The sequence below is a fragment of the Rickettsia tamurae genome, assembly GCF_000751075.1.
GTDB classification, from domain to species: Bacteria; Pseudomonadota; Alphaproteobacteria; order Rickettsiales; family Rickettsiaceae; genus Rickettsia; species Rickettsia tamurae.
This window is the reverse complement of record NZ_CCMG01000008.1, coordinates 87065-101026: the sequence shown is the minus strand read 5'-3', so window position 1 is coordinate 101026 and position 13962 is coordinate 87065. Positions and strand designations below refer to the sequence as shown.

Sequence of the window (13962 nt, the reverse complement as noted above, 5' to 3'; positions counted from 1 at the left end):
TAAACGTAAATCTTTTAAATATTGGAAAGTTTTTATAAAGTATTTATGCAGCAGTACTGGTAGTTATACTTGTTATAACTAATAGTAATTGAATTTTAGATAAACTTGAAGAAGTAGTTATATTATTTAGTAAATAAATACTAGAAGGCATACAAATTAAAAATATAATTGCTCTAACTTTTAATAATTTAAGAGGATGAAATTTTTTTGTTAACAAAACTAATGTAATCATTAAGATTAATTGAGCAATAGCAAGACAAAAATTATTTTTCATAATTTCGAGTGCAGTATAATTAAAATTTGTTTTTAATAATGATGCACAATAAATATAAGTAAGATAAGAACAAGCAGAACCAGAATTTACAAGAAAGAAATAAGCTAAAATAGTTTTTATATTAATTTTCTCTTCTACATATTCTTTAAATGATAATTCTTTATCATTTATTCCAAAATTTTCTAAAGTATTTTTTATTCGACGTTTTGCATCTATAAACTCCGTTGATTCACGTAAATTAGTTCTTGCTATAAAACCTACTAAAGCTATTATTAGTTCCTCCCCAAAAGGCATAATGCCAATTAAAAAGATAAGTAATACTAATAATACCAAATGCTAATGCCATAATGCCACCCCACTGAGCAGCTATATTTATTATACCAACATAGGTATATTGAACTGGCGGTTTAGTAGTCTCAGTAACATATAATATAACTCTGCTCCTACTATTTCTCCCATAGAAGATACGCCTTGAGACATACGACAAATTATCATAATCCACGAAACTACGATGCCTTTTTCTGCATAAGTAGGTAAAGTAGCCATAATAAAACATGATATAGCCATTATAAATGTGGTAATAATAACGGTTGATTTACGACCTATATTATCACCTATCCATCCAAGTACCAAAGCTGCAAATGGTCTTAATAAATAAGTAGAACAAAATGCGGCAGCAGATAAAAGCGAAGTAACTTGAGGATCAGTTTTAGGAAAAAATAATTCATTGATAACTACTGCCATATGTATATATAGCATTAAATCAAAATACTCAAAAAATGTTCCAAAACATATTAATCCTATTGCTTCTTTTTGATTACGTGTTAAACTTCTTTGTTCTTTCTCATAGCCGAGCATAATTTCTTTACAAAAGTTAAATTGTAAAGAAATTATACTGTTTTATATAAAAGTCAATAGGAAATTTCGCTTTATACGATAAATAAGAAAATGAAGTGCAACTTACTATTAGCTTATTTTTGCCTATTCATAATGACTTAATGATATGATAATAAACTAATTGAGAGAAAAAAATATTTGTACGTCAATCCGGTACTCATATCCTCACATATTTTTTGTATACTGCAGTGTGAGGTGAGTGTTTCCTCTTTATAAGATTAGGTTATGCAAGAGGTCTATTGATGGTTTCCTATTTTACCTTATTAACCCTAAATCTTTTTTTGCAATTCTTTTTATATAATTATTTGGCGTACCTGTATTTTTATTAGAAATAGTATTGTTATTAATTAATTGTTTCTCGATTCTATTTACTATATTTTCTGTGCCGCTTAGTTCTAATTTCTTTTGTAACTGTATTGTTTTATATTTCTTATGATCGTTAGTATTTGCATTTTCAACTGCTTTTGTTAACACGCTTTTATGAGTAGTTATTTGTTCCGGTTGTTTATAAAAAGGACTATGTGTTCTACCTATATCTTTCAGTATATCTACTATTATATTTTGTGATGTTATTTTTTTGTATCAGCATATTCTGATGCTGTCTTAATGTTATTTCTTTACTAAGCTGATTAAATCTCTGTTGTTTTTCTTGATCGGTAAATTTAAAGTAATTCTTATCTTGTAATAAAGCGGTTAATGCTTCGGTTTGAATAGTTTATTTATACCCTATCTCTGCTAATGCTTGTATATTTTTATAATTACCTATATCTGCTTTTTGTTTTTCTTGATTAATATTATGGTTTAGCTCCTTAATTAACTTTATCCTATCCTGGATCTGATTTACCGAATCTTTAGAACCTTTTAATGATTGCAATCCTATATTTATTGATGAAATTATTTGTGCTACATTATTACCGACTATAGCTGCAGATATCCCCGCCACGTTTACTATATTACTTATTCCATTTGTTATAACCGATGCTATAAATAATGATTTGGTACCTTTATTACTTTTGTCTTTCGTTTGCTGTTTATCATTATGTATATGTAAATCATCTTTTAACTTTGGATCAATTTTTAAAAGGGCTTGTTGTTTACTCAAATCATCACGATGTTTTTCTAATAATTTATTTTCTTGTGTAAGAAGACGTATCTTTCGAGTATGTACTACATCTATTATTGCTTTACCTACTATAGATGTTGCCATGGCAGTAGCTGATACAAACATAAATGGAGCTGTTGCAGGTGCTATAGTTGCCAGCATAATACTACTTGCTATCGAGTACGCTAGCTGTGGTTTTATTAAAAAGAATCTTTCCTGTTACGTTGCTTATTTTCTTTATTACCACATGTTTTTGAGGTCTTAATACTATTTATAATATTATAATATTGGATGTTCTTGAGTTAGTTTGTGCTTTATGCTCACTTTTATAAATAGTATTTGGGTGTTGTTCATGGTTTTTTAAGGCGTTTGTGCCTCTACTCATTAATTTTTGTATCTGTTCTTGCTCTATTATATATAAATCATCTTTACTTTTTACTGTTTCTTGAGAAATTATACGCTCAAGTTACGCCTTTGTATAATTTCTATATCATCCATACTTCTAAATATTGGAGGCTGCTTTTTAGGTACTGTGTTTATATTATTGGATTATGCCTTTTTTCTCTGTTCCTTTACAATATCTAAATCTTTTTCTAGTAATTGTGCATATTTATTTTCTTCTTCTATAGGTCTCGCCATTCTATTCGCTCTATTTGTATGCCTTTAATCTGTTTTAGGGTGCATTATAGATAATTATTAAAATTTGTTAATAGTTATCTATAATTAAATTACTTAAAATACAAATTTAGAGTAAATATTTGTGGTGAATTAGTGTTAATAGAGCAAAGAGAAATAAATAATAACATAAACTAACTAAAAGTTATTGTATTATTAAAAAATTCATATATTAATTAAAATACAAAGTTATTTATTAATCATTATGTCAAATACATCTAAGTTAGAAAATCACTATAATAAATTGTTACAAGATATCATGCTTAAAACATTAGAACAGAATAAAACTGTAGAAACCTATTTAGTACAAGAAGATGTTAGTAGTGCTTTAAGCGAACTACAAAAAATAAACGAAAAGCTTGAAGAATATTGTAAGGTTTTTTCTCTGCTTGAAATAATTAAAATCGAACTAGCTGAAGAAGATAAAGTATATAACTAATTTAATTTATATAAAAGGTGAAAGCCGCATTTCGCCTTTTATATTCAATAATAATTTCCTGCTTCAACTTCTAGCTTTTTAAAATGTGATATACCGAGGCTATACGCTATAATAATAGGAATTACTATCATCAATAACCCTAAATTATTAAAACGTTCTGTTAAATAAACAAGCCCGAAGGAACTAATTACATACATAGCGGCTCTTGAAGAAGCATATATAAAGCTAGCATAGGTAAATCGTTTAAAAACCGGAAAACTTTTATAAAATATTGGAATTGCCGGAAATTCACTTGGAGAAAAAGTAACTACAATTAGTTGAATTAAGAGAATTTGTCAGCCTTGCGTTATATTATCTAATATTAATGGACTAAATAGAAGAAAAGTTAAAAATATTACTAATTGCGTTTTTAAAATTTTTAGTGGATGAAATTTATAGCATAAACACGTAAGTGCTAGTGCTACAAAAAATTCTACTATAGCTACTAAGAAATAATAAAATTTTGATGTATTACTGCTTCAGCGGTATAGTGCAACGAATCTTTAAGTATATTACTACAATGAATATAAGCAAAATAAAACCACACCGGTTGTGCTAGTTGTATTAAAAAATAATAGATTGCAGTCTTCTTATTAACTTTTTCCTGCCATACAGGATTATTTTTTATCTTTGCTACATCAATTATATTACTATCTTTTATAGTTTCTTGTATTCTACGCTTAGTATCAACAAAATCCGGTGTTTTACGTAAAGTAGTCCTAGCAGCACTACCTATTAATGCAATTCCTGCACCTACCCAAAATGCGATACGCCAATTAAAGCCACAGGATGTAACTAAGGTTGCTACGCCAAGGGCCACAGTTAATCCTAAGCTAGCACATACTCCTACAAATGCTACGGCAGGAAAGCGTTTAGGAACTCCGACAGATTCTGTTAAATATAATTCTGCTCCTACTCTTTCTCCCATGGATGACATACCTTGCACTATACGGCATATGGTTACTATCCAAGCAGCACTAGCACCTACTTAGGCATTAGCCATAACGATGCAAGAAAACGACATTAAAATAGTGGTAATAATGACTGTAGATTTCCGACCTATATTATCGCCTATCCAGCCAAATAATAAAGCTCCTAAGGGTCTAAAAATAAAAGTAGAACAAAAAGAAAAAGCTGCAAGAAGGCGATTAACGTGATTATCATATTGCGGAAAGAAAAGCTCATTAAGTAGTACTGCCATATGAACATATAGCATAAGATCAAAATACTCTAAAAAGTACCTATGGATAGTAAGCCTATAGCCCGTTTTTGTTCTCTGTTTAAACTTTTTTGTTTTTTTCGTATCCCAACACAATTTTTTCTAAAAAGTTAATTTATAGAAAGGTTATATTGAGAAGATTTAAAGTCAAGGAAAAAGTTACAATATTTTATGATTATAGTTATTTAAAACTTCTTTGACTAATGAAGTTGTTATTTTTCTTTTGGAAATTAAAGCAAAATGGTTAATATTTTCTAATATTTCTATAATTTTAGAATATTCCCTAGGCAAATTTACTAAAAGAAAATCTATTATTTGTCTGGATATTGTTACCGAAGAAATAGAAAAATGCTTAAATATTAGAATTTTGATTAATTCATTGTCAGGTGAGTTTAACACAATACTAAGTACTGATTTAATACGTGAAGATAAATCGGGTAAAGTAAAATTTCTGCTTTTATCAGATGAGGTAAGTAAAAGATATTTTTGTTTTTCGTTAATAATATTAAATATATGAAGTAATGCCGGCTCTTGCCAGTTTTCAATATCTTCAATGATAAAAGCATTATATTTTTCTAAAATTTCTTCACTAAAAAAAATATCTTTAATAATATAGGCATTGCTTAAATTTTGCCATATTTTGGTTAAATAAGTTTTGCCTGACGAAGAAGGTCCTTTAATTAATAAAGTAAATTTATAAGGATTAACGCCAAAGCCGCACTGCCAATTTTTTATAATATTATAAGCTTGATCGTTAGAACTAGAAACAATAAACTCATCAGGATGATATTTATTAGAAGTAGTAAAACGAAATATATATTGCTGCACTGTTATAAGAATTTTTTAGCCGTCTGTTCGATAGAATTTGCTAGATTTATAAAATTTAATTAGATTCAGGAGTAAAATTTTTGTAATCCCTGCAATCGGTATAGCAAAAAATATTCCAATAATTCCAAATAAACTGCCGCAGGCAAAAATCGAGAATATAATCCAAAGAGGATGCAACCCTATTTTATCACCGATAATTTTAGGAGTTATAATATAAGACTCAAAAATATTCCCAACTAAATAAATTATCATTATATATAATAATTTTGCGGTCATGCCGAAAGTTAAATAACCGATAATTAGAGTCAAAAGAAACGATATAAAAGTACCGATAAAAGGAATAATAACTAAAAATCCCGTTAAAATGCCAAGTAAAAGAGAGAGATCAATACCTATTACGGTAAATGCAATACTATAATAAGTAGATAATAATAAGCAAATATTTAGCTGTCCTCTTATGTAAGCAGATAACAGATTATTAATTGCCGATAATATTTCAAGGATTTTCGGTCGGGTTTTTATAGGTAATAATGATTTCATGTTTGCAATAATTTTAGCCCAATCACGTAGGAAATAGAATAATATTATAGGTATAAGTAAAAATAAAACAAATATGTTAATGGTAATAATGGTATAACGCCAAAAATTATTAGCAATACTGCCAAGTATAGTAAATATACTATTTATAAAATTGCTTAAAGAATTCTTGATTTTACCGGCAATATCAGGTTCTATCGAATAAATTTTTGCCATTATAGGCGGTAATATTTCTGCTTGTAAATAATTTTTATATTTTGGAATATTATTTATAAAAGTAAAAATTTGTCCATAAATTATCGGCACTAAAATAGTTAAGCTTAAGAAAAATATGCTCAAAAATATCAGATAAATTATGCTTGATGCAAATTTATTTGATATTTTAAATTTTGATGCGATAAAACCTATAGCAGGTTGTAGTAAGTAAGATATTATAAATGCGATAAAAAATGGTTTTACTGTGTCTGAAATTAGCATAAAACCGCTTATAAAAAGCCCTAAAAAAACTAGCCAAAATATAGCGGTTCTATTCATATTATTTTTCCCATTTTCTATACGAAGATCAACTTCAAAAAGAGCTAGGAGTTCACAAGGCAAGGTGAGCTGCGTATACTTAATATAGTTCGAACCGAAGCTCTTGTAGAACATTGAGCCAATTTTTGAAGCTCTATCTTAGTATTAAGATTTTTTAGCTACTTGTACGGTAGCAGGACGAAGTAGTCTATCTCTAATTTTATATCCTGATTGCATTAAAGTAATAATGCTATTCGGTGCATGATCAGGATGTTCTATCTGTGAAATTGCATTATGTAAATTATAGTCGAACATTGAACCTATTTCCGGCTTTATTTCTTCAATATGATGTTTATGAAAGATTTTGTCCAGCTCATCTTTAGTCATCTGAACGCCTGCAATAATATTTGTGACTTCTATATCAGAATTTGCCGGTTTATGTGCTAATGCTCTTGAAAGATTATCACTAACATTTAGTAGTTCTTTAGCAAATGTAGCAATTGCATAATCTTTTGCTTCGTCACGTGCTTTTTCTAAACGCTTTCTTGTATTGTCTATTTCGGCAGTAGTTCTAATTAGCTTGTCTTTTAGCTCTTCAATTTCTGCTTTTAACGCTGTTATCTCTGGATTTGCTGTTTCAACTATCTCTTCAGCAATATCATTTATTGTTTGTTCATTATTTTCTATATTATCATCTATCATATTATTTACTTTATATTTATATTCTTTTTTGAGATATTATATAGATATAATAAAAATTTTTTCAATGGTAAATTAATATTATGAGACAGTCAGGAAGAAAAAGCAACCAATTACGTCCTATTTCATTAGAATTATCCCCGCTTGTTAATGCGGAAGGCTCATGCCTTATTAAAATCGGTAATACGCATGTTATGTGTAGTGCTACTTGTGAAACTACCGTACCGTCATTCTTGAGGGGACAAAATCAAGGTTGGATTACTGCCGAGTACGGTATGCTTCCCGGTTCTGCATCACAGCGTATTAAAAGAGAAGCAGCACTCGGAAAACAAGGCGGAAGAACGCAAGAGATACAGCGTTTGATAGGTAGGGCGATGCGATGTATAATTGACTTGAAGAAACTAGGGGAGAGGCAAATTATCATAGATTGTGATGTTATTAATGCTGACGGCGGTACTAGAACGGCATCAATAACAGGGAGCTATGTAGCATTGCACCTAGCTATTAGATCCTTGATGAAAAAGAGAGTTTTAAAGGTGAACCCGTTAATTAGTCAAATTGCAGCTATTTCTTGCGGTATATATAAAGGTGAGGCAATACTAGATTTGGATTATTTGGAAGATAGTGATGCCGAAGTGGATAGTAATTTTGTGTTTGCAGGTAACGGTAATTTAATCGAAGTACAAGGCACGGCAGAGAAAAATCCTTTTTCCAAAGAGCAGTTTTTAGCAATGTTAAAACTTGCCAAAGGCGGCGTGGCAGAATTGTTTAAACTACAAAATCAAGTACTACTTGGGTCTTAGAAAGTTGCTACGTGGATCAGTTTTCCCGTCATTATTGACGAAGCAATCCAGTAAAAAATGCTGATTTATAGCATTTTTTGTTATTTTTCTGGATTGCCGTGTCGCTTCGCTCCTCGCAAAGCATTGTTGCGTGGATCAATTTCACCTGTGTCATCCCGTGGTTAAGCCACGGGATGACACACAGTGGGTTTTACCGGTCCATGCAACAATGCCTCCTTGCAACGACGGTTCATGTATCCACGCAATCAAGCTTCCACAGTAATAACATATTTATTAAGCGTATAGATTGTCATCAAAAGCAATATGTTCACCTGATAATGTAATTATCTTATCTCGATTGGTATTATTTATAAATACCTTATGATTAAGGTCTGTTACTTTAACATTACTATGTGGTCCTAAGATCAATTCCTTAATATCACCTATGGTTTCAAACGTAACACGCTGATTAGCTCCAATTGTTATTTTATCACGGGATATATTAATATTTGCTGTTCTACTTTCTTTGGTAAAAGTAATAGTTCCATATTTCGGATCGTTCATATTTTCCTCTTTGAATGAATTTTAAGTTGTAAAATCATTACTACAATATGCCATATACTACTTCAATTAAAAATTTTTTTAATTTAGCTCTTTACTCAATTTATAATTACTATTATAGTGTATTTTTTTCAAATTTAAGCGTCTATGGCATTAAGATTATATTATTGTCTAATATGTCTTATAATTATTTTAAATATTAATAAGGTGCATGTCTCGGCATGGTTGTTAGAGCAGGGAAGATATAGATATATTGTAGGGGGTAATAAAGTTAATAAGATATCAAAAAACGAGAAAAAGCCGTTTTATACATAAGAGAAAGAGTAGCTTATCTATGGAAATACCTCAAAAAAGTGAGTGATCAGCCGAGTCTTCATGCAAAAATCTTACGACAAATAAAAAGATTAGAGCAGAAGATAGTAGAATTATCATCTTACCAAGAGAGCAATTTGTAAGTAGTACTGTAGAATACGGTATTACCGATAATCAAAATATTGGAGTACATTTTTTGTACAAAGAAGATAAATTTTTGAATGAAAAAAACATAAGCGCGGATAAACATAAGCACGGATAAACATAAGCACGGATAAACATAAGCACGGATGTTTCTATTTACTATAAATTGAAGCTATTTGAAGATAACGATTTTGTTATTTCGGCTCAGCCTAAAATTTTAATGAGTAAGAGTAAAAAACTTAAAGAAGATTTTTTAGAGGAAGTATCATTATTAATGGGAATGTCTAAAAATATCCGTTCTATTACTATCTTTAATCAAAATATATTTAGCCTTGGACATTCAATTAATAATCTCGGTTCTAAGAAAATGTATTATGATTTTTCTACTTGTGAGGGGATTAAATTAAAAAATGGCATAATGTTTACAAGTTTTACAAAATACCATACTCGGCAAAATTACGGCTATGTATGTGATAGTTCAGTTTATGAGCAGCTAGGAATTGCAAAGATAATTAATTTCGGTAAGGAAAATAAAAATTCAATCACTACTCAAATCGGTTATTTTTGGGATCGCAGCCTTTCAAATAAGAAATATAAAATATCAGGTATAAGTTTTTTAGCATGGTTAGATGTATAGATGAAGATATAATATTACAGATAATCAGAGATAAAAACTTATTAGGTAAAAAACAAGCTACTAATTTAAAAGCTATTATCGATAATGAGATAATGATTGATATATTATATGAAAATAAAATATTGCCGCTAATAAGCAATATTTCTTATATTAAAATTTATAATTATTCTTATATACAAGCCTATGTAGTGAATGGTTATTTTATATATGAAGATGTTCACGGTAATAAAATAACTGCTATAAATGATCTAAAAATATTGTTTAGTAATAATAATATTTTTAGATCTATAATGCTGATCAAGAAATATTATTTTTATAAATTATTAGAAAAAAATTTCGCCCATTTAACTAGTATCAAAGCAAAATATGCTCTTGAATTTAAAGTCAGACCGATTATTGCTAAGAATATTAATTATACCAATAAAATAATAATATTTTTCGTCGTGTTTATATCCACATTGATTTATCTGCCGGTTTTATTTCATGTTGCTAATAATATAAGCTATTGTTTGCAAAATATTTTAAAATCTCTGTTATTTATAAGGGCAGTAAGGGAATTGCCTTCGGTACAAATGTCATTCCTACACTCTTCTATGTCATTCCCGCTTTCGTGGGAATGACATGAGACCTTACATAGACGACAAAGCAAGTAGTATCCAAGATTATCAGGCGAAACCAAAAATTTCTCAGAATGAGGAAAAAGCTTTACCAGTTTATACAGTTTTAGTACCGTTATATAAAGAATTAAGTAAATTAAGGTCAATAATTAAAAATATTTCATTAATTAATTACCCAAAAGATAAGCTAGACGTTAAAATTATTATCGAAGATGACGATTATCTAATGATTAAAGAAGTAGCCTTATATAATTTACCGTCTTATTTTCATGTTATATCTGTTCCGAAAAGTTTACCAAGAACTAAGCCAAAGCCCTTAATTATGCTCTAGAATATTCACGTGGTGAGTATCTAGTAGTATATGATGCTGAAGATAAACCTGAACAGCTACTTAAAGCTCTAACAATGTTTAGAAGTTTATCTGATGAATATGTTTGTCTTCAAGCTAAGCTCAATTTTTATAATAAAAATGAGAATATTTTAACCAAAATGTTTAATATAGAATATAGTTTATGGTTTGAATATATCTTGAAAGGATTGAGTTTGCTAAAACTTCCTACACCTCTTTGGGGGTACTAGTAATCATTTTAAAACGGACATATTAAATAAGCTTGGCGGATGGGATGCTTATAATGTAACAGAAGATGCCGAGCTTGGTGTAAGAATTTACTCACAGAACTATAAAGTAGCTATCCTTAATTCCTATACTCTAGAAGAAGCTCCGAATAGTTTAGGTAATTGGCTAAATCAAAGATCACTTTGGATTAAAGGCTTTTTGCAAACATTTTTTGTATTTAAAGCACAAAAAGATAAATACCAAAAGTTTACTTTATTGCAAGTAATAACAATTTACATTTTTCATCGGCTTATCTACTTATAATTTTTGGAGTTTACCCTTTATAATATTTTCTATTGTTATAAATAAAAATTCTATAATTAATTATTTATGGCTTATTAATAGTATTTTTTCGCTTTTATATCTTTATAGTACTGCTCGTATATATTAAAAAATTCTTTAAAAAGCGGAAAAGTAAAATTTCAGGATATAGTAGCTTTGATCTTATGGGCTAGTTATTTTATATTATATACTGTAGCTTCATATAAAGCAGTATTTGAAATAATTTTTTATCCTTTCAAATGGAGTAAAACTAAACACGGCACTAGTTTAGAGGATTTTGAGAAAGAATAGACCTCTAATAAAAAAATTTTTATTCTTGCCCCTTGAATTAACAAAAATAGAATATATATAGTATGTACATTTAAAGATTTAATAATTGGAGGTTAAAATGTCTTTTAAACCATTACATGATAGAATTGCAATAAAGCCTATCGAACGCGAAGAAAAAACTAAAGGTGGAATTATTATTCCGGATACCGCAAAAGAAAAGCCGATGCAAGGTGAAATAGTAGCCGTAGGTAACGGTATTCGTAATAAAAAAGGCGAAATTCATCCTTTAGAGCTAAAAGTAGGCGATAAAGTTTTATACGGTAAATGGGCAGGCACCGAAATTGAAATTAAAGGCGAAAAACTGATCGTTATGAAAGAAAGCGACGTATTTGGTATTATTAATTAATTATTTGTTTTAAGGAGAAATTAAATATGGCAACAAAACTTATTAAACACGGTTCAAAAGCTCGTGAGCAAATGCTAGAGGGCATTGGTATACTTGCAGATGCAGTAAAAGTTACTTTAGGTCCAAAAGGCAGAAATGTACTTATCGAGCAATCATTCGGTTCACCGAAAATTACCAAAGACGGTGTGACGGTTGCAAAATCGATTGAGTTAAAAGATAAAATTAAAAATGCAGGAGCTCAGCTATTAAAATCAGCTGCTACAAAAGCTGCAGAAGTAGCCGGTGACGGTACTACTACAGCTACGGTACTTGCTAGAGCGTTAGCTCGTGAGGGTAATAAGTTAGTAGCTGCCGGTTATAATCCTATGGATTTAAAGCGTGGCATGGATTTAGCGGTAAATGCAGTAGTAGAGGAAATTAAAAAGTCTAGTAAAAAGATTAATAGCCAAGAGGAAATCGCACAGGTCGGTACTATCTCTTCAAACGGTGATAAGGAAATCGGTGAGAAAATTGCTGAGGCAATGGAGGAAGTCGGTAAAGAAGGTGTGATAACCGTTGAAGAAGCAAAGAATTTTAGCTTCGATGTTGAAGTAGTTAAAGGTATGATGTTTGATAGAGGTTATCTATCTCCGTATTTTGTAACGAATTCCGAGAAAATGGTTGCTGAGCTTGAAAACCCTTTCATCTTACTATTTGAGAAAAAATTATCAAATTTACAACCGATGTTACCTATACTTGAGGCTGTAGTGCAATCACAACGCCCACTATTAATTATTGCTGAGGATGTTGAGGGCGAAGCTCTTGCAACGCTTGTAGTCAATAGATTACGTGGTGGTTTAAAAGTTGCGGCAGTAAAAGCTCCTGGTTTTGGCGATAGAAGAAAAGCAATGATGGAAGATATTGCTATCCTAACTAAAGGTGAGCTTATTACTGAAGATTTAGGTATGAAGCTTGAAAATGTGAGTATTAAGAGTTTAGGGACGGCAAAAAGAGTAACAATTTCTAAAGAAAATACCGTAATTGTTGATGGTAATGGTGATAAGAAAAATATTGAAGATAGAGTATTACAAATTAAATCTCAAATAGCTGAAACTACTTCTGATTATGATAAAGAAAAACTACAAGAGCGTTTAGCTAAACTTTCCGGCGGTGTTGCCGTATTAAAGGTTGGTGGTGCTACGGAAGTTGAAGTGAAAGAGCGTAAAGATCGTGTTGAAGATGCACTTGCTGCTACAAGAGCGGCAGTTGAGGAAGGTGTTGTTGCCGGTGGCGGTGTAACATTACTTCATGCATCACAAACTTTAACAAAGCTTAAAGTAGAGAATAAGGATCAACAAGCAGGTATTGAAATAGTAATAGAAGCTTTAAAGGATCCGCTAAAACAGATTGTTGAAAATGCCGGTGAAAATGGTGGCGTAGTAGTTGGTAAATTACTAGAAGAACATAAGGATAAAAATTATGGCTTTAATGCTCAAGATATGCAATATGTCGATATGATTAAAGCAGGAATTATTGATCCGGCTAAAGTAGTGCGTACTGCACTTCAAGATGCTGCTTCCGTTGCTTCGTTAATTATTACCACGGAAACTTTAATTGTTGACGAACCTTCTGATAAGAAAGAGCTAATGCCAATGCGTGGCGGTATGGGAGGTATGGGAGGTATGGGAGGTATGGATTTCTAAGTCTATATCTCCCCATAAGATAGGTTATGCAATAGGTCTAATAAACCCGTTTTGTTGTATTGCTCGTTCCCCTCATTGCGAGGAGGCATTGTTGCGTGGACCGAAAAACCTGTTCAATGTCATATCATGGCTTGACCACGGTATCCAGAAAACAACTAAAAATACTAATAATATTAGTATTTTAAACTGGATCCCGCTACAAGCTCGCGGGATGACAATTAAGAAACTGGTCCACGCAGGCAATGCCTGCTTGCAATGACGATTTTAACAACGTGCCGTACAACACATTATCAAGTCGCAGCAGGGACACTGAAAAACTGATTTATGCAACAAATGGGTTTTAAAGCGATTCTTTGCTTAATTTGAAAATAAATTCTTTAATAAAACTCTTCCTCTCTTCCTCAAAAAATAAAATATAGAATTTCTTGTAA

The 13962-nt window shown here is 30.5% G+C and carries 18 protein-coding genes and 2 pseudogenes; 9 read left to right on the top strand and 11 right to left on the bottom strand.

The window, feature by feature from the left end; translation table 11 throughout:
• Positions 1 to 43: 43 nt before the first annotated feature.
• The 4 genes from MB29_RS09040 to MB29_RS08175 form a co-directional block, all read right to left on the bottom strand.
• Positions 44 to 568, bottom strand: a complete 525-nt coding sequence (locus tag MB29_RS09040) for an MFS transporter (protein ID WP_051965288.1) — start codon at positions 566 to 568, stop codon at positions 44 to 46.
• A gap of 81 nt (positions 569 to 649) precedes the next feature.
• The gene (locus MB29_RS11330) at positions 650 to 1132 is read right to left on the bottom strand and encodes an MFS transporter (protein ID WP_051965287.1); all 483 of its coding nucleotides are present in this window, start codon (positions 1130 to 1132) and stop codon (positions 650 to 652) included.
• 294 nt (positions 1133 to 1426) lie between these two features.
• Positions 1427 to 1645, bottom strand: coding sequence for a hypothetical protein (locus MB29_RS02300; RefSeq protein ID WP_032138884.1), 219 nt, complete (start codon positions 1643 to 1645; stop codon positions 1427 to 1429).
• Between the two features lie 241 nt (positions 1646 to 1886).
• Positions 1887 to 2435, bottom strand: a complete 549-nt coding sequence (locus MB29_RS08175; RefSeq protein WP_233418873.1) for a hypothetical protein — start codon at positions 2433 to 2435, stop codon at positions 1887 to 1889.
• 718 nt (positions 2436 to 3153) lie between these two features.
• Here MB29_RS08175 and MB29_RS02285 point away from each other — a divergent pair.
• On the top strand, positions 3154 to 3387 hold the full coding sequence (locus MB29_RS02285) for a hypothetical protein (protein WP_032138883.1): 234 nt from the start codon (positions 3154 to 3156) through the stop codon (positions 3385 to 3387).
• A 44-nt stretch (positions 3388 to 3431) separates the two neighbouring features.
• Here the strand turns inward: MB29_RS02285 and MB29_RS13665 are convergent, their stop codons facing one another.
• The 5 genes and pseudogenes from MB29_RS13665 to grpE form a co-directional block, all read right to left on the bottom strand.
• Entirely contained in the window at positions 3432 to 3584 is a 153-nt protein-coding gene (locus MB29_RS13665) for a hypothetical protein (RefSeq protein ID WP_032138882.1), read from the bottom strand.
• Positions 3585 to 3871: 287 nt separating this feature from the next.
• Positions 3872 to 4627 (bottom strand): annotated as a pseudogene (locus tag MB29_RS13660) (MFS transporter).
• Between the two features lie 177 nt (positions 4628 to 4804).
• The gene (locus MB29_RS02270; RefSeq protein ID WP_032138880.1) at positions 4805 to 5473 is read right to left on the bottom strand and encodes an HdaA/DnaA family protein; all 669 of its coding nucleotides are present in this window, start codon (positions 5471 to 5473) and stop codon (positions 4805 to 4807) included.
• Between the two features lie 15 nt (positions 5474 to 5488).
• On the bottom strand, positions 5489 to 6544 hold the full coding sequence (locus MB29_RS02265) for an AI-2E family transporter (RefSeq protein WP_032139044.1): 1056 nt from the start codon (positions 6542 to 6544) through the stop codon (positions 5489 to 5491).
• A 144-nt stretch (positions 6545 to 6688) separates the two neighbouring features.
• A complete protein-coding gene (gene grpE, locus MB29_RS02260; RefSeq protein WP_008581003.1) occupies positions 6689 to 7225 on the bottom strand; it encodes a nucleotide exchange factor GrpE in 537 nt (178 codons plus the stop codon).
• Between the two features lie 80 nt (positions 7226 to 7305).
• On the opposite strand from grpE, the gene rph reads away from it, so the two are divergent.
• A complete protein-coding gene (rph, locus tag MB29_RS02255) occupies positions 7306 to 8025 on the top strand; it encodes a ribonuclease PH (protein WP_032138879.1) in 720 nt (239 codons plus the stop codon).
• 31 nt (positions 8026 to 8056) lie between these two features.
• Here the strand turns inward: rph and MB29_RS13375 are convergent, their stop codons facing one another.
• Complete coding sequence (locus MB29_RS13375; RefSeq protein ID WP_267881719.1) at positions 8057 to 8179, bottom strand: hypothetical protein; 123 nt, start codon at positions 8177 to 8179, stop codon at positions 8057 to 8059.
• Between the two features lie 119 nt (positions 8180 to 8298).
• Positions 8299 to 8568 (bottom strand): hypothetical protein, encoded by a 270-nt coding sequence (locus tag MB29_RS02250; RefSeq protein WP_023507710.1) that lies wholly within the window; start codon positions 8566 to 8568, stop codon positions 8299 to 8301.
• Between the two features lie 619 nt (positions 8569 to 9187).
• Between MB29_RS02250 and MB29_RS02245 the strand changes: the two genes are divergently transcribed.
• The 7 genes and pseudogenes from MB29_RS02245 to MB29_RS14445 form a co-directional block, all read left to right on the top strand.
• Positions 9188 to 9658 (top strand): hypothetical protein, encoded by a 471-nt coding sequence (locus MB29_RS02245; protein ID WP_233418872.1) that lies wholly within the window; start codon positions 9188 to 9190, stop codon positions 9656 to 9658.
• The gene (locus tag MB29_RS02240) at positions 9643 to 10278 is read left to right on the top strand and encodes a hypothetical protein (protein ID WP_051965286.1); all 636 of its coding nucleotides are present in this window, start codon (positions 9643 to 9645) and stop codon (positions 10276 to 10278) included. Before MB29_RS02245 ends, MB29_RS02240 begins: the two co-directional genes overlap by 16 nt.
• 1 nt (position 10279) lies before the next feature.
• Positions 10280 to 10606: a glycosyltransferase family protein gene (locus tag MB29_RS12475; RefSeq protein ID WP_233418871.1), complete on the top strand. Its 327-nt coding sequence runs from the start codon at positions 10280 to 10282 to the stop codon at positions 10604 to 10606.
• A 267-nt stretch (positions 10607 to 10873) separates the two neighbouring features.
• The gene (locus MB29_RS12470; protein ID WP_233418909.1) at positions 10874 to 11155 is read left to right on the top strand and encodes a glycosyltransferase family 2 protein; all 282 of its coding nucleotides are present in this window, start codon (positions 10874 to 10876) and stop codon (positions 11153 to 11155) included.
• 406 nt (positions 11156 to 11561) lie between these two features.
• Complete coding sequence (locus MB29_RS02230) at positions 11562 to 11849, top strand: co-chaperone GroES (protein ID WP_032138877.1); 288 nt, start codon at positions 11562 to 11564, stop codon at positions 11847 to 11849.
• A gap of 26 nt (positions 11850 to 11875) precedes the next feature.
• Positions 11876 to 13531 carry a chaperonin GroEL gene (gene groL, locus MB29_RS02225; protein WP_032138876.1) on the top strand — a complete coding sequence of 552 codons (1656 nt, stop codon included), beginning with the start codon at positions 11876 to 11878 and terminating at the stop codon, positions 13529 to 13531.
• Positions 13532 to 13622: 91 nt separating this feature from the next.
• A pseudogene (locus MB29_RS14445) lies at positions 13623 to 13787 on the top strand (MFS transporter); the annotation flags it as partial.
• Between the last annotated feature and the right edge of the window lie 175 nt (positions 13788 to 13962).

Coding starts and splice junctions, on each gene's coding strand:
- MB29_RS11330 (WP_051965287.1), bottom strand. CDS start 1,132: ATGCTCGGCTATGAGAAAGAACAAAGAAGTTTAACACGTAATCAAAAA.
- groL (WP_032138876.1), top strand. CDS start 11,876: ATGGCAACAAAACTTATTAAACACGGTTCAAAAGCTCGTGAGCAAATG.
- MB29_RS02265 (WP_032139044.1), bottom strand. CDS start 6,544: ATGAATAGAACCGCTATATTTTGGCTAGTTTTTTTAGGGCTTTTTATA.
- MB29_RS02285 (WP_032138883.1), top strand. CDS start 3,154: ATGTCAAATACATCTAAGTTAGAAAATCACTATAATAAATTGTTACAA.
- rph (WP_032138879.1), top strand. CDS start 7,306: ATGAGACAGTCAGGAAGAAAAAGCAACCAATTACGTCCTATTTCATTA.
- MB29_RS02230 (WP_032138877.1), top strand. CDS start 11,562: ATGTCTTTTAAACCATTACATGATAGAATTGCAATAAAGCCTATCGAA.
- MB29_RS02250 (WP_023507710.1), bottom strand. CDS start 8,568: ATGAACGATCCGAAATATGGAACTATTACTTTTACCAAAGAAAGTAGA.
- MB29_RS12475 (WP_233418871.1), top strand. CDS start 10,280: ATGAGACCTTACATAGACGACAAAGCAAGTAGTATCCAAGATTATCAG.
- MB29_RS13665 (WP_032138882.1), bottom strand. CDS start 3,584: ATGTATGTAATTAGTTCCTTCGGGCTTGTTTATTTAACAGAACGTTTT.
- MB29_RS13375 (WP_267881719.1), bottom strand. CDS start 8,179: ATGACACAGGTGAAATTGATCCACGCAACAATGCTTTGCGAGGAGCGA.
- MB29_RS08175 (WP_233418873.1), bottom strand. CDS start 2,435: ATGCTGGCAACTATAGCACCTGCAACAGCTCCATTTATGTTTGTATCA.
- MB29_RS02240 (WP_051965286.1), top strand. CDS start 9,643: ATGGTTAGATGTATAGATGAAGATATAATATTACAGATAATCAGAGAT.
- grpE (WP_008581003.1), bottom strand. CDS start 7,225: ATGATAGATGATAATATAGAAAATAATGAACAAACAATAAATGATATT.
- MB29_RS09040 (WP_051965288.1), bottom strand. CDS start 568: ATGCCTTTTGGGGAGGAACTAATAATAGCTTTAGTAGGTTTTATAGCA.